This window comes from Clostridia bacterium (assembly GCA_035561135.1).
In the GTDB taxonomy this organism is placed as follows: Bacteria; Acidobacteriota; Terriglobia; order Terriglobales; family Acidobacteriaceae; genus DATMYA01.
On record DATMYA010000014.1, the window covers coordinates 168,147 to 188,455 of the forward strand.

The following is a 20,309-nucleotide window of genomic DNA, read 5'->3' on the forward strand; positions in this document are numbered from 1 at the left end:
GGTCACTAAGAATTGGGAAAAGACATGGTCCCCAAGCGCATTTTCCTCACCAAGGGCGTGGGGAAACACAGGGAACGGCTCACGTCGTTCGAGTTGGCATTACGTGATGCCGGAATCGCAGCACAGAACCTGGTGCGGGTGTCGTCCATCTTTCCACCCAACTGCAAGGTCATACCACGCGCGCAGGGTTTAACGTATCTGAACCCCGGCGAAGTCGTTTTCGCCGTTGTTGCGGAGAACTCCACTCGCGAGCCACACCGTCTGGTAGCCTCGAGCATCGGACTGGCTATCCCCGCAGATCGCCAGACGTACGGCTACTTGAGCGAACACCACTCTTTCGGCGAGACCGACCAGGTGGCCGGCGACTACGCTGAAGAACTCGCGGCCGAAATGCTTGCGACCACGCTGAATCTTGAATTCGATGCCGACAAATCATGGGACGAGAAGAAAGAGGTTTATCGCCTCTCGAACAAGATCGTCCGCACCATGAACATCACCCAGTCAGCAGTTGGTGATAAGAAGGCACTGTGGACGACTACGATCGCGGCGGCCATCCTGATCATGGAATAGATAGCTCGGCGTAGCCCAGGCAACGCAGATTGCGGCACGGACAATGGTCTGTGCCGTTTCTTTTTGCAGATCCGAGGGTGCCCCGTGCAAGCCTCTTTTGATTGCTGATTGCGCGGGCACTCTTCCTTGTTGTGCTAGCGACCTGATCCCAAAGTAAAAGGCGCGGTCACCGGCCGCGCCCACATCAATCATTCACTATTGACTATTCACTTCTTGAGCCTTTCCAGCACCGCGCCTACCACCAGCGGCAGCCCCACAGTTGCGTCAACGAAGACTTCGCCGAACTTGCCGCCCTCGTCCGGCGGAACGAACTTGCCCCACGAGATGGCTTCGCTGTAAGGAGAGCCTGACAGTCCGCCCCAGTGTACCGGCTCCGGGCAGATTCGTAGCCCGTAGTGGTAGCGCTTCAGCGGCAGGTCTTCTCCGCCGCGACGGTGACGCAGTTCAATGTATGGCCCGAACTGCTGCGACCAGTTGCGCGGCACGCCGCCGCCGATCGTGAAGATGCCGAGGCGCGTCTGCGCCAGCAGTGTTTCGGCGAAATGGTTAAGGTCTAGGAACGGATTATACGGAATCTCCGGACGGCCTTCCTTCTTTCGCTTGCGGTTATGCAGGGAGAAATCCAGCCCCATCTCGGAATCGGTAAACGCAGGCACGAACACCGGAACGTTATTCTCGAACGCCGACTTCAGAATGCCTCGTCCTTCGACGTTCTCGTGCAGATAGCGGCCAATTTCGCGGTTCAGCTTCCACGAACAGGCGACTTCGCTTGCGTCCCACTTGTCGAGAACCTTGGCGACGATGCCCTCTACGAAGTTGAGGTTTGTCTCCGGCTCGAGCGTGTCATAAACGCGGTTGTAGCCGGCTTCGTAGAGTTCGATATCGTTCATTTTTTCGTCCCATACGAAGTGCGACTTGCCTGCGGCCTCCACCAGTCCGTGCGCCATCAGAGCACCGGTTGAGACCAGCGCCTTCACAATGTGGCGGTCGATCAGTTCGGCGATAATCAAACCCTGCTTAGCTACAGTCATCGCACCGGCTAGCGTCATCACGACGAAGCATTCCTTGTCGCGCGCCATCGCCTCCAGCACATCGGCAGCGTTGCCGACCTGCCGCCCGGTAAACGCCGTTCTGCCCATTGCGCGAACCAGATCATCGACCGTAATGACTTTCGAAAGATCCAAGGGCTCCAGGGGGACCAGTTTGTCGCTGATAGGATCGTGCAGTTCGCGCTCGATGCCCGCGCCTTCTGCTTCGGTAGTAGCCTGCGTCTGATGCTTATGCTCGTCGTGCTTCAAGTATTCACCTCTGAAAGGCACTCGCGTGCCCACGCATAAAAATAGGAATGTATTCGCTTCAAAATGGATTTTACTAGATTGTTGGCGCTGCCTTGGCTTTCGCGAAACGCTTACGTTGCGCAACCGGCATTTTCTCGGTCGCGTATTGGAAAATGAGGCGCGGAGCGCTGTCCTTCCACTCCATCAGAAAGCTCTCAACCGCTTTCGGATTCTTCTTCCACGCTTCTCGTAAAAACCAACCGAGACCCTGCTGCACCACGCGCTCCGCATCGAGCATGAGTGGACGGACGAAGTCCAGCAGCGGGACGACTTCCCTATCCGCTTTCACCAGCGCGATCAAGCTCACAGGACCAGCGCGCCGTTTGAATCGAGCCTTCGCTCTTAGCCATGGATCGAGATGCTTCGTCGTCACTATGCCGTCGACGAGGCAGTGACTCACAATCTCGCTGCAGAGCACGTCGCAGTGCGCCCAGTTGTGAACGTAGCTATCGAGCCAGCCACCGACACGCTTGAAGGTTGCGGACTTCAGTTCCCCGCGGAAGTGGCTCACGAACTGAATCGCGAGCGCGCCTTCTTCGTACTTCGGACTGGCAAACAGAATATCCGCGAGATCCAGCGCACCCTTCAGCCCAGCGTGCTCCGAGGCGCGCAGCCACTCATCCTTCTTCTTCAGAAAGAGAGCAACCGGGATTCCGTAAGCATCGTATCCATCACGGAAATAGCGCGAGTACTTCTCTACAATTTTGGCGTCCGCGTTTGCCTTGAAGAACGTGCGGATTTCGGCAACGAGTAGTTGCAGTTTAGGTTGAACTGCCATAGCGCCTCCGATGTTCAATCAGGATCACGACCACAACAAATCGCACCCCCCACACCGTGACAACGTACAGTCTTGCCCGTTGTGCGTCAATCAGCACGCAGAGCCAGGCCAGTGAACCGGTACACGCCAGAATTCACGCACGCCTCAATTGACCCTGGTGACACCGCTGACGACCTGATAGACGTCGTTTGCAAATCGTGGCTCTCCCATGAAAAGCACGCTGACCTTGCTCCCATCAAGAAAGCACCTGACTTCGGCCATTTGTGAGCCGTTGGACTGAAAACAATATGCAGTTCCAAGTTGCGTGCTCAGACTCCTTTCAGATTCCAGGCTCAGACCAGCCTGCTTTACTTCGTTGGCCAGCCATTCCTTCAGGCGAAAGTAATCTGCATCTCTATCGAAGCTCTTGCCGTCGTCGTGCTTGTAGATGCCAATCATGTTCATCTTTGCGAATGGCCCCGCGATGGCCGACCGCTCGGCAATGAGGGGTACCACCGGCGAGAACCTGGTGAATGTAAGTCGCCCCTCGGAACCCGAAAGGAAGTACTTAGAAGGAACCGTGAATAAATGCCCATCCATGACAACCTGGTCGGTATGTGCCAGGTGCCAAAAGAAACCAAGTTGTGGAATTGCGATCTCGATTAGAGCCACTCCCACCAGGAGGCCGATCACGAGTTCCAGCGACTTTCTCACAAGTCTCTTCCTGAGAGCCATGTTCTCACTTCTCGTGTCTGAACGATGTCGTGTCTGAACGATGTAAGGACGGGTGACACATAATCAGCTCCCTTTCTCTACCGGACGCCGTCGACGGATGGGCTGGGAGACTATGTTGACGCTCAGCGCTTGCTGCATCTGTTCCTGGCCATACCTTAGACGTTTGTACAAGCTATAACGTACTCCACCCCCACAACTAGAACCGGGTAACGACGATAGAAGGAAGGCCACAATGTCCATCTACCCCGCTCTTTGCGTCACTGTTCGAAGTCGCCCGTGTTGAGTAAATGGCAAAAACCCTGCTTGACTGTTGTCTTCCTGAGCGCAGCGACGAAAGTCGCGGAGTCGAAGGATCCCTTTAACCACTACAAGGCCGGGCGTGAAGCAGTCCGTGGGGTTCCTTCGACTCCGCTGCGCTCCGCTCAGGATGACAAATTCTGCTTGCGGCCCTCGCGCAGGAGGACAACAAACCGCGGGCGAACCTGGCCGTACATATTCAGTTTCTGTGGGTCGCCGAAATCTGCACATGGCATTTACCGCGAAGTCACCTGACACACTGCGGCCCATGTTGCCTGTAGTATCTTGCCTCGAAGTAGTTGAGGCCCGTGTCGCGTTCTTTGCCCACCGGAGCGATCTTCGCCCGCAGAAGCGACGCTGAGCACTTCATCACTTTTGTTATCCTAAGGACGCAATCTTCGCGGAGGCTCGAAATTGGCTGACAAGTTCGCCGTCGGTTTGGTGCAAATGTGCTGCTCGCCTGAGCCTGATGACAACATCGAGCGCGCGGTCGCGCACGTACGGGAAGCGGCTAGGCGCGGAGCCAAGGTCGTCTGCCTGCCCGAGTTGTTCAGGACACAGTACTTTTGCCAACGCGAAGACGCTGCGCTGTTCGATCTTGCCGAGCCTGTTCCCGGCCCGACGACGCAGCGCTTCTCGCAGCTCGCGCGCGAACTGCACGTAACGCTCGTGGTGTCGGTCTTCGAGCGTCGCGCTCCGGGGCTCTACCACAACACGGCTGCCGTGCTCGGGCCGGACGGCGTGCTGCAAGGCATCTATCGCAAGATGCATATCCCGGATGACCCGCTCTATTACGAGAAGTATTACTTCACCCCAGGCGATCTCGGATACAAGGTTTTCCCTACCGAGAACGGCAAGATCGGCACACTCGTCTGCTGGGACCAGTGGTATCCAGAGGGGGCGCGGCTTACGGCTTTACAGGGTGCGAACGTGCTGTTCTACCCCACGGCTATCGGTTGGCATCCGGCGGAGAAGGAAGAATACGGTGTCGCGCAGTACGATGCCTGGCGCACGATCCAACGCGCGCACGCCATTTCGAACGGAGTCTACGTCGCCGGCGTGAACCGCGTGGGACATGAGACGGGCAACATCCGCGGAAATGAAGCGCAACACGGTCTAGGTCTGGAATTCTGGGGCGGCTCGTTCCTCGCCGATCCGTTCGGCGTTATCATCGCCCAGGCCAGCCATGACAAGGAAGAAGTCCTCGTCGGCGAAGTGGATGTCAAGAAGCTGGAAGATGTGCGACGCAACTGGCCATTTCTGCGCGACCGCCGCATAGACAGCTACGGCCCCATTACGCAGAGAATGATTGACTAATCAAGTCTCGTCGCGGGATATCGAATTAAAAGCTCTAACCTGAGGTGTAATGGTCAGCAACAACGCAACAGCTACAGCAACCGCTCGCGGCAAGATGCGCGGTCGGGCCGTCAGCCGAGAGACTGTAACTCCAACGGCCGCCGACTCCCCGTTCGCGCTCGGCTATCGTATGCCCGCCGAGTGGGAGCCGCACGCCGCCACATGGTTGGCGTGGCCGCACAATCGCAGCGATTGGCCGGGGAAGTTCGAGCCCATCCCGTACGTGTATGCGGAGATTGTTCGCCACCTCGCACGCGTCGAGCACGTTGAACTCATCGTTACCGACGAAGCTGCCGAACTGAAGGCGCGTGAGATATTGCACCGCGCGAATGTGCTGGAGGCATCGCCCCGCACGAGGCATCCGAATATTCGGTTTCATCGCTGGCCGACCAATCGCGGCTGGCTCCGCGACACAGGCGCCATCTTCGTACGCCGTAAGCTGGCCGACGGAGGCTACGATCTGGCGGCGACGGATTGGCGCTTCAACGCGTGGGCGAAGTACAACGACTGGAAGCTCGATGACCAGCTTCCTGCGCTGATTGCCAAAACGTTGCGAATTCCCCGCTTCCAGCCTGAGTTCACCGTGGATGGGAAAGTTCGTCGCGTGGTTCTGGAAGGCGGCAGCATCGACGTGAACGGACGCGGAACGCTCATTACGACCGAAGAGTGCCTGCTCTCGAACGTTCAGCAACGCAACCCCGGTCTCAGCCGCGAAGATATCGAATTCGTTCTATCTGAATGTCTGGGCATCAAGAAAGTCTTGTGGCTTGAACGCGGAATCGTTGGCGACGACACGCATGGCCACGTTGACGACATAACGCGCTTCGTGGGCACGAATACGATTGTGACCTGCGTCGAACCCGATCCGTCCGACGCCAATCACGAACCCTTGCGCGACAACTACCGTCGGCTTGCACGCATGAGCGACCAGAATGGCAAGCCGTTCCGTGTGGTTACACTGCCCATGCCGGCTCCCATCGTCTTCCGCGGACAGCGTCTTCCGGCGAGCTACGCGAATTTCTATATAGCAAGCGGCATCGTGCTCGTGCCCGTTTTCGACGATCCCAACGACCGCCTCGCGCTGAACACGCTCGCGGATCTGATGCCACGCCACACCATCGTTCCTATCTATTGCGGCGATCTTGTTTGGGGACTCGGCACCATTCACTGCATGACGCAGCAGCAACCGGCAATCTGAGGGTCGGCTTGTAGCGTCTCGCCAAAGCTAGAACGAGGGCCTTTCGGCCCTCGCGCTTTTTCAAGTCGCTTCACCATTTCTTATTTCTTGTACTCGGTCGTTTCCGGTCCCTGCTCAAGGGTTTTGCGATCCCAGGTCAGGCCGCCGCGCGTGTAGTTCGCGAGCTCGAAATCCTGGGTCAACTCCAGCGCGTCGGTCGGACACGCGTCTTCGCACAATCCGCAGAACATGCAGCGGCTCAGGTCGTAGGTAAAGGTAGTTAGTTCCTTCCGACGCGTCTGCGGATTGCGCTCGCTGCTCACCACAATCAGGTGCTCAGGACAGGCCAGCGCGCACAAGTCACACGCGATGCAGAGTGTCTCGTCCGTGTCCGGATTGACGTTCAATCGCGGAGCCCCACGGTATCGCTCGGCGATCTGCGGACGTTCCAGTGGGTACTGCTCGGTGCAATTCTGCTTCATGTCCTGATTGCGAAACGTCAGCTTCAGGCCCTTCAGCAGATCCAGAAACAGCACTCTTCTCACCAAGTTCTTCAGTGCCAAAGCCTCACCCCGTGAGCCGAGGATAACACTGGGCATTGCACAAAAAAAGAGGCTGCCAAGCTACATCCCTCGCAGGATGCCGTCTGGCAGCTCTTGTACTTCGACCGCTGGTTCCCCTGTTATTTCCGGCGGGCGAAGATTCCCGATGCCAGCGAACCCAGGCCGAGAAGGCCGAGCAGCGGCAGCGGAGAGGCGGTTTGCGGCAGACGGTTCTGGGCGGTTTCCGTGCCCTTCGCGGCCTGGTCGCTGGTTGCAGCTGCGGTACCCTGATCAGCGTTCTGGCTGCTGGCCGAAGTGTCCGCGGTGGCGCTCGGTTCGGTCGTCTGCGCCGCGTTCTGGTCGGAGGTCGCACTCTGCGCCGCCGTTTCGGCAGACGTGCTCGGAGCAGTACCCGCGGAAGACGCTATGCCGGACGATGTCGTCTCGGTGCCAGCCGGCTTAGCGTACGAAGGCTGCGTGCTTGCCTCCGAACCTGTTGGCTGGCTCGCGGCTGCCTGTGACTGCGTGTTCATGTCGGTAGCAGTGGTGCTGGTCGCGGGCTGGGTTGCTGTCTGGCTCGTTGCGCTGCTCTGCCCCGGCTGGCCGGTGCTGGGCTGCGCGCCGGACGCTGCGGAGGCGGCGGCAGCAGACTGGCCAGCCGCCTGAGCATTACGGTCCGCGGCCGCAGCGCTGTTGTCAATCTGCGAAGGCGGAGTACCCGCAGCGGCTGCCGTGTTATCGCTCACACCACTGGAACTCGTCTGGCTGCTCACGGGCGGAGTTTGCTGCGTCGCAGCCGCCTGCGTGTCAGCGCTGCTCGTGCTGGTTGCAGGAGCCGCCTGGCCAGACATGGCCGACGAGTTCTCACTCGTCGTCCCCGTACCGGCGCTCATCGAGCCCGAAGGCTGGGTTGAAGTCGCGGTACCCATATCCGACGTGCCTCCCGTCTGCGCCGTCGAAGTTGTTGACTCGCCCATGGCAGAGCTGCTGCTCGAAGGATTCGAGGTGCTGCTCTCGCACGTGCCCGAGATAGACGTCACATCCGCAACCATGATGGTGGGTGTGGCTTGTGACCCCTGTGTGCCTGTTGCAGCGGCGCTGCTGTCCTTGGACGCTTCCGCAGCGTTATCCCTGCTGCCGGTAATATCAACCGTCTGGCCTACAAACTGGGCGAGGCGGTCCGTGTTGCCGCTCAGGCGGTAAGGCGTGGTTTCGCCTTTCACTTGGAGCGTGAAGCTCCCACTGCTGCCCATCAGGCAGCCCTGAATGTGGCCTGCGGCGGTCTTATTGTCCGTGCTCGCGGCCGGGTTATTCTGCGTTTGGCTCTGGTCTTGGCTGGCGCCGGTCGAAGCAGGGCTCGTCGTGTCCTGCGCAATGCCCCAAGAAAGGGCGACCAACAAGCCCGATGTCAGTAAAACGGCTTTCTTCATCGTTTCCTCCACTTCATTCCTGCCCAAAGGGCTGGGTCACTCACCCGAGTATGGGTGTCCGATTTAGTGTTTAGAACTCAGTAACCCCAGCGGGGTTTGCTCGCTGGGAAAAAACCTGCCTCTTTTGGATATAGAGCAGGAACTCACTTCTGGATGCACAAGCCCCCGAGCCACATTCGCCCGGGACTTCCGTGCAGATGCAGCGCGGTGCGCTGATTGAGCATGATGACTTATCAGTACACACGTAATTACACACGTAATACAGATCGAAATCCTGCTTGGCCGCGCTTCCGGGCAGGAGTGGATAATAGGAGCAGGAGAACGTGATTGGAACACTCAGACGAGTTCTGGATGGAGGAGGCTCTGCGCGAAGGCGAGCGCGCCCGTACTGCCGAAGAGGTGCCTGTTGGGGCGATCGTCGTCTGTGGCGGACGCGTGATTGCCCGTGGATCGAACCGCACGATACTCGACAGCGATCCGACTGCGCACGCTGAAATCGTCGCGCTGCGCGAAGCCGGTCGCACGCTCGGCAACTATCGACTGACACAGTGCGAGATGTTCGTCACCGTGGAACCCTGCGCCATGTGCGCCGGTGCTCTTGTCCATGCGCGCATCCGCCGCCTGGTCTATGGCGCGGACGACGCCAAGGCCGGAGCCGTGCGCTCGGTCATGCAGGTGCTCAACCACCCAGCCCTGAACCACGCGACGGAGGTTAAGAGCGGCGTTCTGGCCGCCCGCTGCATGGAATCGATTCAGGTATTCTTCCGGGAACGCAGGGCTAAATAGCCTTAGAGAAATATTTTTATCAGTGTTGCATTGCCTAGTGCTGTTGTGTTATTGTTCATCGGTACGTTAGATCCGAAACGGTTGTAGAGCAGCAGCTTCTCGCTTAAGAGCTAGTCCTGCCTGAGTTCTTCCGATTCAATCCACGTAACAACGCTCAAGAGAAAAGAGTTTTAAATGGAACAAGGAACAGTTAAGTGGTTCAACGACGCTAAGGGCTTTGGTTTCATTAGCCGCCAGAACGGCGAAGATGTGTTTGTTCACTTCTCCGCGATCCAGTCCAACGGATTCCGTAGCCTTCAAGAAGGTCAGGCCGTTCAGTTCAACGTCGTAAAGGGACCGAAGGGCTGGCAGGCCGAGAACGTTCAGGTTCTGTAATTCCTGGACAAGCTCCAACCAGAGCTTAGTTTCAACAGAAGAGGCGAGCTAAACGGCTCGCCTTTTCTCTTTGGTTGCGAGCCCAATGGTTGCGAACCCAAGGGTTCTTCCCCGGCCGGGTGCCCCAGGTTCGCGCCGTGCTGTTGGCGCTAACCTGGGATGCCGCATTCAATGTGCTGGAGTTTTTATACCTTGCCATGGAGGGCATTCCTGTTTCTGCGGCCAGAGTTGTAGGTTAGAATTGCTGCGCCCATGGCCGACAACACCCTCTATTACGGTGACAATTCATCCTGAGGTCACGCGGTTTCTGCGGGACCGAAGGCTCTGCTCTGTAGCCTCCGCTACGCTCAGGATGACCCCGCTCATTGCACGGTCGACGTTTTTCAGCAGCCTGTGAGGCCGCCCTCTCATTCCTGCCGAAACAGCCCTGCATCTGATAAACTGCACTAGCAATCGAGACTGCGCCGGGTTTTCCGCGCATCCGCATCGGGTTTGCCGCGGAGAGATGGCCGAGTGGTTGAAGGCACCTGACTCGAAATCAGACGTGGGGGTAACTCCACCGGGGGTTCGAATCCCTCTCTCTCCGCCATTTTCTAAAGTGTGCCTTGGGCATGCTTTGTTGTTGGTTCCAATCCGCCGAGTTCCATTCCAAAGCACAAAAATGGGCAGCCTTCTCGGCCGCCCGTGACTTCCCTGACTGTAGACTAACTAGCTCCACTTTCTGAAGAACAGCGCCTGCTTCGCGATTGGTTCCGTCTTAGTCACCAGCGAAGCCAGTTGCGTTTCGTTGAGCGGCGTAAACTTCCGCGCAAGTTCCACGTTCTGTTCCAGTTGCGCGATGCTGTCGCAGCCGATGATGACCGTGCTGACCGGCATTGAGAGAACGTAGTAGAGCGCTTCCTGCATGGCCAGCGTTCCCGGCCTGGTTGCGACGCCCTCAAAGCCCCGCTGCTGGCCGGCTGCGGGCGGTGTCCACGAAGAAAGAATGCGGCCTCGCGCCGGGATCTTCATCCCGATAACGCCCATCTGCTTCTCCAGCGCCATTGGCAACAGCTTCTCTATAAAGCTGAGGTGATGCTTGTCGGCCGCGTTCAACGACATCAGGATCGTGTCGAACGGGAATCGCCGGATCATTTCGATAAGCACGTCAGGATCGGCGTGTCCGGTGACGCCCAGGTGGCGCACCATCTTCTGCTCGCGAGCGTGTTGCAGCGCTTCGATGGCGCCGCCTTTGGCAAAAATCTGCTCCACCTGTTCCATGCGCGACAGGTTGTGCAACTGCCATAGGTCGAGGTGGTCGGTATTCAAAAGCTTCAGCGACTCATCGAGCAGCCGCAACGAACCGTCCCTGGTACGATCATGCGTCTTGCTGGCCAGGAAGGCCTCAGCACGGCGGTGCTTCATCACCTGTCCGATGTAGCGCTGGCTCCATCGCTCTGGTGCGCCGTAGGCTGCGGCCGTATCCACGTAGTTGACGCCCAGGTCGAGCGCGCGCTCTACGATCGGCACCGCAACAGCTTCATTGTTGGGCTGCTCGATAGCGGCCTGCCCGCCAAGGCTGAAGACGCCGACGCGGTAGCCTGTCTGCCCGAGATTGCGCGTGGGCATAGCCTTCGGCGTGACAGCGTTCGATGGCAGTGGCGGCAGCGCTCGCGCGGGAGAGCTCAGCAAAGTTCCCGCCACAAAGCTCGCTGTTGCCGTGCCGCCGATCTTGAGAAAATCGCGCCGGTCGAAACCGGACCTCTTGCCGGAATTGTCGTCGCTCATCTGTGCCTCCGGGCGGAATCCTATTCGCATCTGACGCCAATCGCAAGCTACGCGATTATCTTCCCGCCTGCTGGTAAGCGCGCCGCCTAAACGCGGCGCTAGACCACAAAGTATTTCGCCGACGGATGGTGCACGATGATGGCGGAGGTGGACTGTTCCGGTTCCAGCAGGTATCCGGTCGTCAAATGCACGCCAATCGCCTCCTCAGGCTTGAGCAGCGCAAAGAGCTTCGTCTGGTCCTCAAGGTTCGGACACGCGGGATAGCCAAACGAATAGCGCGAACCGCGATACTTCTGATGGAACAGATCGCCGATTCGTTGGGAATCGTCGCCGCCGATGCCCAACTCTTCGCGAACTATCTTATGCATGTACTCGGCGAGAGCCTCGGCCGTTTCGACGCTCAGTCCATGCAGGTATAGATACTTGGTGTACTCTCCGCCTTCGAACAATTTCTGCGTCTCGTGCGAAGCCTGCGCCCCGATGGTGACTACCGACATGCCAATAACGTCCAGCTTGCCGGAACTACGCGGCAGGAAGTAATCGGCGATTGATAACCGACGGCCCTCGCGCTGTCGCGGAAAGGTGATGCGTTGTACCTCGCGTAAGTCGCCCTTCGCCTTCTCACCCGCGCGAATTCCGTCCGCAGGCTCGTAGAGAATGACATCGTTTCCTTCACCTTGACATGGGTAGAAGCCATAGACCACCTTCGGCTCGAACCAGCCGGAAGTGATAACTTCACCCTGCAGGTTCTTCAGAATCGGACGGAACTTCTCCTCAACAAGCCGGACATAGTCTTCCTGCGAAGCCGTCTTGAGCTGCCACTGGTTTTTGAACAGCGCAGTCTCGTTGATGTAACGGAAGACTTCGCGCAGGTCGAAATCCTTGCGCACGCGCTCACCCCAGAAGGGCGGCTGCGGAACATTGGGTGCCAGGGGCATCTCATCACGTGGACGCGCCTCCGCCACGCCATCCCCCGCAACAACCGCGGCGCGGGCGAATTCCTTTACAACGCGCCCTTCGGCGATTGCGACCTCGCGGCCTTCACCCGCCAGCGACTCCATGTAGTGCAGCCCGGCAAACGCATCGTCTGCATAAAACACAGCCGAGGAGTATTCGCGCCGCAAATCATCTTCTACGTACTTACGCGTCAGGGCGGCGCCGCCGCAGACGACCGGGAACTTCAGTCCCTGCAACTCAAGATCCTGGATGACGTACTTCATCTCCAGCGTGGATTTCACCAGCAGACCGCTCAGTCCGATGGCATCTGCCTTATGCTCCGCGGCCGCCTTGATAATCGCTTCGGCTGGCTGCTTGATGCCGAGGTTCACCACCTTGTAGCCGTTGTTCGTCAGAATGATGTCCACCAGGTTCTTGCCGATGTCGTGAACATCTCCTTTCACGGTGGCCAACACCATCGTCCCTTTTTGCGATCCTTCTACCTTCTCCATCTTCGGCTCAAGGTACGCTACCGCCGCTTTCATCACAGAAGCGGAATCCAGCACGGAAGGAAGCTGCATCTTGCGCGCGCCGAACAGGTCGCCCACCGTGCGCATTCCATCGAGCAACACCGTATTGATCAGTTCCAGCGGCGTGTACTGCGTCAACGCATCTTCGAGCAGGGCGTCGAGAGTTTGCTTCGCTGCTCCATCACCCACCATTTTCTCGCCATGGATGATGCAGAACTTCAGCTTGTCCTCCACCGAAAGTGTCTCGACGTGAGCCGTCGTAACAGCGTCCTTCTGGCCTTTCATGGCGTCGAAGTGCGCCATATAGTTTTGTAACGGATCGCCCGCCGACCGATCCGCATAAATCAGCTTGCGCGCAAGCTCAACTTCTGCTTCAGGAATCTTATACAACGGATAGATTTTGCTGTAATTAACGATTGCAATATCGAGCCCGTTGTTAACGGCTTCATGGGTGAATACCGAGTTCAGGACGCGGCGAGCATAGGTGTTCAACCCGAAAGAGATATTGCTCACGCCGAGGATCGTCTTTACATCCGGCAGTTCCTGCTTGATGCGCCGTACAGCCTCCAGCGTCTGCACTCCGGCCGAACGATACTCTTCCTGCCCAGTCGAAATCGGCAGCGTCAAGGCGTCGAAGATCATCTCCTGCGGGCGCAGCCCGTACTTGTTCACCGCGAGGTCGAAGATGCGTTTTGCGATTGCAACCTTCTTGTCGGCCGTGAGTGCCATTCCCTCTTCATCGATGGTGAGCGCGATCACCGCCGCGCCATACCGCTTCGCCATTGGCAGGACGCGACTGGTGCGCTTTTCTCCGTCTTCCAGGTTGATGGAATTGATGATGGCCTTGCCCGGAATGCGCTTCAGCGCCTCCTCTATAACATCTGCCTCGGTCGAGTCCACCATGATGGGCGCTGGAACGCGCGTAGCAATCTTTTCCAACACGGCGCTCATGTACCCCTTCTCGTCCTCGCCGACGATCGCCGTACACAGGTCCAGCATATGCGAGCCTTCATTCACCAACTTCTTGGCAAGCGTGAGGATGGCGTCATAGTCCTGCGCGCGTACGAGGTTGCGGAAGCTCTCCACCCGCGTCGTCGTGTTCATCTCTTCCGCGACGATCAACGGCTTGGGATCGAGGTCCAGCGGAACTACGCTGTAAGCGCTGGCGGCAGACGCCGTGAGCCTCACTTCGCGCTTCCCCGGTTCCAGGCCGCTTACCGCATCTGCAACAGCTTTCAAATGTTCCGGCGTAGTACCGCAGCATCCGCCGACAATGCGAACGCCATAGTCGCGCACGAAGTGCGCCTGGAAGTCAGCGAGTTCCTGTGGCGTGAGCGCGTACACGGCTCGTCCGCCAACGTTTTGGGGAAGTCCCGCGTTCGGCAGCACGGAAACATACTTAGGGGAGTTTAGGCTGAGAAAACGAACTGCGTCGTTCATCTCGCGCGGACCCGTAGCGCAGTTCAATCCAATGGCGTCCACGTCGAACACTTCAAGCGCCGCGACTGCTGCGCCGATCTCTGTGCCCAGCAGCATTGTGCCGGTCGCCTCGAGCGTTACCTGAACCTGTACTGGCAGCCGCTTACCTGCTTGCTGCATGGCGTCGAATGCCGCGACCAGCGCCGCTTTCGCCTGGAGGATGTCCTGACACGTTTCGATTAGCAGGACGTCAACACCGCCTTCAATCAGCGCGACCACCTGCTCAACATAGGCGGCAACCATGTCGTCCCACGAGATGTGGGCTAGCGACGGCAGCTTGGTCGTAGGCCCTATCGAACCGGCAACGAACCGTGGCTTGCCCTTGGTGGAGAACTCGTCGGCAACCTGCCGTGCAAGCCTTGCAGCCTTGATGTTCAACTCCGCAACTTTATCTTCGAGCCCGTACTCCGAGAGAACGATGCGCGTGGAGCCGAACGTATCCGTCTCAACCACGTCGCATCCCACGGAGAAGAACGCTCCGTGAATGTCACGAATGATGTCTGGCCGGCTGAGCACAAGCAGTTCGTTGCACCCTTCCTTACCCCAGTAATCGTCAGGCGAGGGATTGCGGAACTGTATGTTGGTACCCATTGCGCCGTCGTAAACCACGACGCGCTCGCTCACGGTCTTCAGAAAATCGCTCATTACGATCGTTCCCCAATCTCGGATGCCGCGCACGACGGCTACGGCTCCCGTTCCCTCTCTCTAAGAATACGGCAAGCTACACAGGAAAGGCCATTTGCAGATGTGCCTTTGCAGGTACAGAAAAGGCCGGTCCCCAACGGGATCGGCCTTTTTCGCACGATCTCAAAATCTCTTAGTTGGCGCCCTTCTTCTGCGAACTGAGCGGCTTCCGTGACACAGGGTCAACGGCATTGAATACCGCATTTGCGCCGATGTGAGCCGGTTGGCCGGAAAGCAGTTGCTCCTTGCGGTAGATCAAATTGCTCGCATTAAGCGTCGCCAACTCGAAGCCATGTCCGTGAGTGATCGCATCCGTCGGGCAGGCCTCGACGCAGTATCCACAGAATATACAGCGGTTGTAGTCGATGTTGTAAACCTTGGCGTAGCGCTCGGCGCCACTCACGCGCTGCTCGGCCGTATTCTCCGCGGCCTCGATGTAAATGCAGTTCGAGGGGCAGGCCGCAGCGCACAGGAAGCAGGCAACGCACTTCTCCAGTCCGTTCTCGTCGTGCTGCAAAACGTGCAGGCCGCGAAAGCGTTCCTGGAAAACTGCGCCCTTCAAAGGCCCTGGCCCATCCGGATAATTTTCGACGATGGTCGGCTGAAACATCTCCCAGAAGGTGATGCTCATTCCCTTAGCGATGGCGGCGATATTTCTTAGAATGCCCATAGGTAACACCACAGTATAAATCGACAGACGCGATTTACGCGATAGCAAGACAGCGAAGCAGGCGAACGTGACATCACGCGCCTAATCGATCCCAAGTTCCTTCCATCGCTTTGTCACGCGTTCCGTCACATCGGGTGACATCGTAACCTCATCCGGCCACGGCCTCTGGAACCCTTCGCTTGGCCATTTGCGCGTCGCGTCCACGCCCATCTTCGAACCGAAGTCCGGAAGGCGTGAGGCGTGGTCCAGCGTATCCACCGGCCCAAGCATGAACTGAATATCGCGCTCCGGGTCGATGTTGTTGAACACCCGCAGCGTGACCTCGCTCAGATCATGCACGTCGCAGTCTTCGTCCACCACGACAACGCATTTCGTGAACATCGCCTGCCCCAGGGACCAGATTGCGTTCATGACCTTTCGCGCCTGCCCCGGATACGACTTCCTGATCGAGACGATCATCAGGTTGTGAAACACGCCCTCGGGCGGCAGATTCACATCGACCAGTTCCGGAATCGTCATCTTCATCAGCGGCTTGAAGATAGTTCCCACGGCTTTGCCCATATACGCATCTTCCTGCGGAGGCTTGCCGACGATGGTCGTGGAATAAATCGGATTCTTGCGATGTGTGATGCAGGTGAGGTGAAACACCGGATATAGGTCTTCCAGCGAGTAGAAACCAGTGTGATCGCCGAACGGACCTTCGACTTTCAATTCGTCCAGGTTCACAAATCCTTCGAGCACAATCTCGGACGTCGCCGGGACTTCCAGATCAACGGTTTCGCACTTGACCAGTTCCAGCGGCTTCTGCCGCAGGAAGCCCGCGATCATGTACTCCTCAATTTCGGGCGGCGCAGGCACGATGGCCGAAAACATCAGCGCGGGATCGGTTCCGATCGCTACCGCCACTTCCATCTTGCCCTTCACCTGCTTGCCTTCCACGACGCGCGCTCCACCGCCGCTGCGCCGCATTATGTCGATGGCGGCATTGAGTTGTTCCGGCTCATCGGCTGCGGCTCCTGCACGCAGGCGCTCGCGATAGTGTTCCGCGCCGCCCTTGTGGCGCTGCCAGTGCATGCCCGTGGATTTCGCGTCGTACACCTGCATCCGATACGCGCCCACATTGCGCTTCCCTGTCTTGGGATCGCGAGTGGTGACGCACGGCAGGGTGATAAAGCGACCGCCGTCCTGCGGCCAGCATTGCAGCACAGGAAAATCGAGCAGCGAAAAGTTGTCGCGCTTGATTACCTCTTTGCAGGGCCCCGCCGAGACCGTCTTCGGGAAGAAGCTGCCCATTTCCGCCAGCATCGGCAGCATTCTTACCTTGTCCAGAAATCCTTGCGGCGACTTCACGTCCATAAACTGGCGGATGCGTCCCGCAATCTCGTCGAACGAGTTCGTGCCCAGCGCCAGGTTCATCCTGCGTTCGCTGCCGAACTGGTTAATGAGCACCTGCGCGCCGGGATATCCCTTTACATTCTCGAAGAGCAGTGCCGGACCGCCCGGGCCGCGACCGTCGCGCGCACCCCACTTGGAGATCCGGTCTGTGATTTCGGTAATTTCAAGGATCGGGTCAACTTCCGCTCTCACGCGCTTTAACTCGCCCGCGCGATCCAGTGCCGCAATCCATTCTCTAAGGTCGTTGTAGGCCAACAGGGCCTCCCTCTTCAGATATGCCGGATGAACCCGCCATTATAGAAGAACCCGCAACCGCTCAGTTCAGAGTCCCAAAGCATCGCCATGTTTGGCGGATTGGAACCTACGCTGTCAGCTACCAACTTCCGGGCAGCAATCCACATCCAAGCTCCTGTCTAAAGTTCCTGCCGAGGCCTGTTTGAAATCAATGGCATCCTCTTCAAGAGAAGCAAGCAACATCGATGCGCTGTCCATTCTTACCCTGAACCCGGCGAAGTCGGCCGAAGCCTTGCGTTACGTCGCCGCTCTCTCAGCCGAAGAACGCGAAGAGTTCCTTTCGCTCGCCGACTCCAACCACGTCGTCATACGCCCCCTTGAGCCGCTCGCCAATGCGGCATCTGCCGCCGGCAACGCAGATGTGCAGAACTGGGCCACTGCCGCGATCAGTCGCGAGCGCGACCGCATAGCCAACGCACTCACATGGTTAGAACGCGTGTGCAACGAACTGGAAGCTGCGGGCTGTCGCTCCACGGTCATGAAGTCGCTCGACCACTGGCCCGACCTTGGCAACGATCTCGATCTATACAGCACCGCCGACGAGCGGAACGTCTGCAACGTAATGACCTCCCGTTTCAAGGCTCACGTCGAGCCGCGGAGTTGGGGCGACCGCCTCGCCAACAAATGGAACTTCGCTGTCCCCGGCCTGCCGGAAGCCATCGAAGTCCACGCCAAGCGATTAGGACAGACCGGCGAGCACACGTTGCTAGCCCAGCGGTTTGTCAGCCGACGCATGAAGAGGAGCGTAGAAATTGACGGCAAGCGCCTCACTTTCAACGTCCCCGCGCCGGAAGAGCGCGTCATTGTCGCGACGCTCCAGCGCATGTATCGCCACTTCTATTTCCGCGTCTGCGACATCGTGAACACCATGAACCTCGTCGAGAGCGGCACACTCGACTTCAACGAACTGAAGCGCGCGGCCGACCTGGGCGGCATCTGGAGAGGTGTCTGTTCGTTCCTCAAGATTGCCAGCGATTATGTCCAGCAGTACAGGGGAACCGCGCTGCCCTTACCAAAGAATGTGCTGGAAGCTGCGCCATTCGGGGGCGAGAAGGTATACGTACGCGCCCGCTTCATCCGCGTGCCAATCATGCCGCAAGGCGCAGAACTCTACACCGAGCAGGTCACGAAAGCGGCCTTGCGCGGCGACGTGCCTGCAACGTTCCGCCTGTCGCTGCTGCCGGGGTTGGCCTCGGCCGCCGCAATAAGCTACAAGCTCACCGGCAGCGATAAGGGTATCTGGTAGGAAGCGCACTTATTGCGCCAGAGCGAACCTGCTATCGGTTGAGCGGGGCCGAAACGAGTTCATCCAAGAGTGATCAACTGCGGCTGCGTTTGGCCTTCGCTTATCGTGATTCGGCCCACGCTGATGGGTAGCTTGAAGCGTCGTGGACCCGCACTGCCGGGATTGAAGTACAGCTCCTGCTGGCCGTGATCTTCGCGGAAGTAGAATTCCGGTTTGTGCGAGTGCCCAAAGATCACGCCGGCGAATCCCGCGGCTGACAGCTTCAGATCCAGCATCCCCAAGTCGTGCAGCAGATAAAAGCTGAGCCCCGCCACTTCCACCACTGCGCACGCCGGAAACTCTTCTGCCCACGGTTGCCCGGCATCGACGTTGCCGCGAACGGCGATTACCGGTGCCAACTCGCGCAGTCTCGGCACGATCTCCGGCGAACCTATGTCACCTGCATGAACGATCACGTCCGAGCCACGCAGTGCGTCCAACGCCTGTGGGCGGAGCAGGCCGTGTGTGTCGGAGATAATTCCCAGTGTCGTCATCGAATTGGCCAAGAACTACAGGAAGCAAATATGCGGTCAGGAGTGGGGGGATGGAGCGGGAGACGGGGATCGAACCCGCGACCAACGGCTTGGGAAGCCGTGACTCTACCACTGAGTTACTCCCGCAACAGACACATTGTACTATAGGGCCAGCGTTGAGCGCCGGCATTGACGAATCGTTCATGCATTCTCCTGCGTCTAAATGAGAGCAGCAAATGCAACATCATTCCCGTACGCAATCCCCACGCACAATTCTCGCGCGAACGAATATTCTTTCGCGCCGTACATTAGAAAGGCATGCAGCACGATGGCTCATCTTTTCGCTCCGCTTAAACTTCGCGATATAACTCTGAAAAATCGTATCGGCGTCTCCCCCATGTGCCAGTATTCCAGTGAGGACGGTTTCGCGAATGATTGGCACCTCGTTCATCTAGGGGCGCGTGCTACCGGTGGTGCAGGTCTCGTCTTTACCGAGGCAACGGCCGTTACCCCGGAAGGGCGCATAAGCCCGCAAGACCTCGGTATCTGGCGCGACGAGCACATCGAGAACCTGTCGCGAATCACGGAATTCATCAAGAAGCACGGCGCAGTGGCCGGGACGCAACTCGCACATGCCGGACGCAAAGCCAGCACCGCAGCGCCATGGAATGGCTCTGGCTCAGTTCCGGAGAGCGATGGCGGCTGGCGTCCGGTTCTTGCTCCCAGCGCCATCCCATTTTCCGATGAATCCATCAAGCCACAGGCGCTCGAGAAGAGCGAGATCGCCCGCATCGTGAGCGCATTCGCAGACGCCGCTGCACGTGCCCTCGTGGCCGGGTTCCAGGTGATCGAGATACACGGTGCTCACGGATACCTGCTCAACGAATTCCTCTCTCCGCTGTCGAATCGGCGCACGGACGAATACGGCGGCACGTTCGAAAACCGCACGCGCGCCCTGCGCGAGGTCATCAGTGCTGTCCGCAGCCAATGGCCCGAACGGTTGCCGCTGTGGCTGCGAATCTCAGCAAGTGACTGGATGGAAGGCGGTTGGACCGTCGAAGACTCTGTTGCGCTGGCACGCATGGTCAAACCGCTCGGCGTAGATGTTATCGACTGCTCCTCAGGCGGCACAGTTCCCAATGCCAAGATTCCTGTCGGGGCCGGATACCAGGTGCCGCTATCGGAACGCGTCCGTCGCGAAGGCGACATCCTGACAGCATCCGTCGGCTTGATCACGTCGCCCGTCCAGGCCGACCAGATCATTCGCAACGAACAGGCCGATGTGATCCTGCTCGCTCGAGAGCTCCTGCGTGACCCCAACTGGCCTCTACGCGCCGCTCACAGGCTACATCAGGACATCGCCTGGCCCGTACAGTACGACCGCGCCAAGCCGAAATAGAGAGCCAACAAGATCGGCAAAAAGGCACCGAGACT

The 20,309-nt window shown here is 58.5% G+C and carries 17 protein-coding genes and 2 tRNA genes; 8 read left to right on the top strand and 11 right to left on the bottom strand.

Annotated features, from left to right (window positions below; genetic code table 11):
• Window positions 1-24: 24 nt before the first annotated feature.
• Window positions 25-570, top strand: coding sequence for an arginine decarboxylase, pyruvoyl-dependent (locus VN622_04515; protein ID HWR35119.1), 546 nt, complete (start codon window positions 25-27; stop codon window positions 568-570).
• A gap of 206 nt (window positions 571-776) precedes the next feature.
• On the opposite strand, the gene VN622_04520 is transcribed toward VN622_04515, so the two are convergent.
• From VN622_04520 to VN622_04530, 3 genes are all read right to left on the bottom strand, one after another.
• On the bottom strand, window positions 777-1,868 hold the full coding sequence (locus tag VN622_04520) for a deoxyhypusine synthase family protein (protein ID HWR35120.1): 1,092 nt from the start codon (window positions 1,866-1,868) through the stop codon (window positions 777-779).
• A 73-nt stretch (window positions 1,869-1,941) separates the two neighbouring features.
• The gene (locus VN622_04525) at window positions 1,942-2,685 is read right to left on the bottom strand and encodes a DNA alkylation repair protein (GenBank protein ID HWR35121.1); all 744 of its coding nucleotides are present in this window, start codon (window positions 2,683-2,685) and stop codon (window positions 1,942-1,944) included.
• Window positions 2,686-2,829: 144 nt separating this feature from the next.
• On the bottom strand, window positions 2,830-3,378 hold the full coding sequence (locus VN622_04530; GenBank protein HWR35122.1) for a hypothetical protein: 549 nt from the start codon (window positions 3,376-3,378) through the stop codon (window positions 2,830-2,832).
• 732 nt (window positions 3,379-4,110) lie between these two features.
• Between VN622_04530 and VN622_04535 the strand changes: the two genes are divergently transcribed.
• Both VN622_04535 and VN622_04540 read left to right on the top strand, forming a co-directional pair.
• The gene (locus tag VN622_04535) at window positions 4,111-5,013 is read left to right on the top strand and encodes a carbon-nitrogen hydrolase (GenBank protein HWR35123.1); all 903 of its coding nucleotides are present in this window, start codon (window positions 4,111-4,113) and stop codon (window positions 5,011-5,013) included.
• A gap of 169 nt (window positions 5,014-5,182) precedes the next feature.
• Window positions 5,183-6,250, top strand: coding sequence for an agmatine deiminase family protein (locus VN622_04540; protein ID HWR35124.1), 1,068 nt, complete (start codon window positions 5,183-5,185; stop codon window positions 6,248-6,250).
• A gap of 80 nt (window positions 6,251-6,330) precedes the next feature.
• Here the strand turns inward: VN622_04540 and VN622_04545 are convergent, their stop codons facing one another.
• Both VN622_04545 and VN622_04550 read right to left on the bottom strand, forming a co-directional pair.
• Window positions 6,331-6,774: an NADH-quinone oxidoreductase subunit I gene (locus tag VN622_04545; GenBank protein HWR35125.1), complete on the bottom strand. Its 444-nt coding sequence runs from the start codon at window positions 6,772-6,774 to the stop codon at window positions 6,331-6,333.
• A 137-nt stretch (window positions 6,775-6,911) separates the two neighbouring features.
• Entirely contained in the window at window positions 6,912-8,201 is a 1,290-nt protein-coding gene (locus tag VN622_04550; protein ID HWR35126.1) for a hypothetical protein, read from the bottom strand.
• 327 nt (window positions 8,202-8,528) lie between these two features.
• Between VN622_04550 and tadA the strand changes: the two genes are divergently transcribed.
• The 3 genes from tadA (at window position 8,529) to VN622_04565 (ending at window position 9,951) form a co-directional block, all read left to right on the top strand.
• A complete protein-coding gene (gene tadA, locus VN622_04555; GenBank protein ID HWR35127.1) occupies window positions 8,529-8,987 on the top strand; it encodes a tRNA adenosine(34) deaminase TadA in 459 nt (152 codons plus the stop codon).
• Window positions 8,988-9,161: 174 nt separating this feature from the next.
• Window positions 9,162-9,362: a cold-shock protein gene (locus VN622_04560; GenBank protein HWR35128.1), complete on the top strand. Its 201-nt coding sequence runs from the start codon at window positions 9,162-9,164 to the stop codon at window positions 9,360-9,362.
• A 499-nt stretch (window positions 9,363-9,861) separates the two neighbouring features.
• Window positions 9,862-9,951, top strand: a tRNA-Ser gene (locus VN622_04565).
• A 119-nt stretch (window positions 9,952-10,070) separates the two neighbouring features.
• On the opposite strand, the gene VN622_04570 is transcribed toward VN622_04565, so the two are convergent.
• The 4 genes from VN622_04570 to VN622_04585 all read right to left on the bottom strand — a co-directional run bounded on the left by VN622_04570 (window position 10,071) and on the right by VN622_04585 (window position 17,078).
• The gene (locus VN622_04570) at window positions 10,071-11,129 is read right to left on the bottom strand and encodes an aldo/keto reductase (protein HWR35129.1); all 1,059 of its coding nucleotides are present in this window, start codon (window positions 11,127-11,129) and stop codon (window positions 10,071-10,073) included.
• A 98-nt stretch (window positions 11,130-11,227) separates the two neighbouring features.
• Complete coding sequence (gene metH / locus VN622_04575) at window positions 11,228-14,719, bottom strand: methionine synthase (protein HWR35130.1); 3,492 nt, start codon at window positions 14,717-14,719, stop codon at window positions 11,228-11,230.
• 172 nt (window positions 14,720-14,891) lie between these two features.
• Window positions 14,892-15,428 carry an NADH-quinone oxidoreductase subunit NuoI gene (nuoI, locus tag VN622_04580; GenBank protein ID HWR35131.1) on the bottom strand — a complete coding sequence of 179 codons (537 nt, stop codon included), beginning with the start codon at window positions 15,426-15,428 and terminating at the stop codon, window positions 14,892-14,894.
• An 81-nt stretch (window positions 15,429-15,509) separates the two neighbouring features.
• The gene (locus tag VN622_04585; protein ID HWR35132.1) at window positions 15,510-17,078 is read right to left on the bottom strand and encodes a UbiD family decarboxylase; all 1,569 of its coding nucleotides are present in this window, start codon (window positions 17,076-17,078) and stop codon (window positions 15,510-15,512) included.
• Window positions 17,079-17,268: 190 nt separating this feature from the next.
• Here VN622_04585 and VN622_04590 point away from each other — a divergent pair, with 190 nt between their 5' ends.
• The gene (locus VN622_04590) at window positions 17,269-18,363 is read left to right on the top strand and encodes a hypothetical protein (protein HWR35133.1); all 1,095 of its coding nucleotides are present in this window, start codon (window positions 17,269-17,271) and stop codon (window positions 18,361-18,363) included.
• A 59-nt stretch (window positions 18,364-18,422) separates the two neighbouring features.
• On the opposite strand, the gene VN622_04595 is transcribed toward VN622_04590, so the two are convergent.
• Together VN622_04595 and VN622_04600 are read right to left on the bottom strand one after the other, a co-directional pair.
• A complete protein-coding gene (locus VN622_04595) occupies window positions 18,423-18,896 on the bottom strand; it encodes a metallophosphoesterase family protein (protein ID HWR35134.1) in 474 nt (157 codons plus the stop codon).
• A 51-nt stretch (window positions 18,897-18,947) separates the two neighbouring features.
• A tRNA-Gly gene (locus VN622_04600) sits at window positions 18,948-19,022 on the bottom strand.
• Window positions 19,023-19,203: 181 nt separating this feature from the next.
• On the opposite strand from VN622_04600, the gene VN622_04605 reads away from it, so the two are divergent.
• On the top strand, window positions 19,204-20,274 hold the full coding sequence (locus tag VN622_04605; GenBank protein ID HWR35135.1) for an NADH:flavin oxidoreductase/NADH oxidase: 1,071 nt from the start codon (window positions 19,204-19,206) through the stop codon (window positions 20,272-20,274).
• The last annotated feature ends 35 nt before the right edge of the window (window positions 20,275-20,309 follow it).

Excerpts from the sequence above, each read along its gene's own strand:
- VN622_04515 (HWR35119.1), top strand. The coding sequence starts at position 25 with ATGGTCCCCAAGCGCATTTTCCTCACCAAGGGCGTGGGGAAACACAGG.
- VN622_04525 (HWR35121.1), bottom strand. The coding sequence starts at position 2,685 with ATGGCAGTTCAACCTAAACTGCAACTACTCGTTGCCGAAATCCGCACG.
- VN622_04540 (HWR35124.1), top strand. The coding sequence starts at position 5,183 with ATGCCCGCCGAGTGGGAGCCGCACGCCGCCACATGGTTGGCGTGGCCG.
- VN622_04550 (HWR35126.1), bottom strand. The coding sequence starts at position 8,201 with ATGAAGAAAGCCGTTTTACTGACATCGGGCTTGTTGGTCGCCCTTTCT.
- VN622_04560 (HWR35128.1), top strand. The coding sequence starts at position 9,162 with ATGGAACAAGGAACAGTTAAGTGGTTCAACGACGCTAAGGGCTTTGGT.
- VN622_04570 (HWR35129.1), bottom strand. The coding sequence starts at position 11,129 with ATGAGCGACGACAATTCCGGCAAGAGGTCCGGTTTCGACCGGCGCGAT.
- metH (HWR35130.1), bottom strand. The coding sequence starts at position 14,719 with ATGAGCGATTTTCTGAAGACCGTGAGCGAGCGCGTCGTGGTTTACGAC.
- nuoI (HWR35131.1), bottom strand. The coding sequence starts at position 15,428 with ATGGGCATTCTAAGAAATATCGCCGCCATCGCTAAGGGAATGAGCATC.
- VN622_04590 (HWR35133.1), top strand. The coding sequence starts at position 17,269 with ATGGCATCCTCTTCAAGAGAAGCAAGCAACATCGATGCGCTGTCCATT.
- VN622_04595 (HWR35134.1), bottom strand. The coding sequence starts at position 18,896 with ATGACGACACTGGGAATTATCTCCGACACACACGGCCTGCTCCGCCCA.
- VN622_04605 (HWR35135.1), top strand. The coding sequence starts at position 19,204 with ATGGCTCATCTTTTCGCTCCGCTTAAACTTCGCGATATAACTCTGAAA.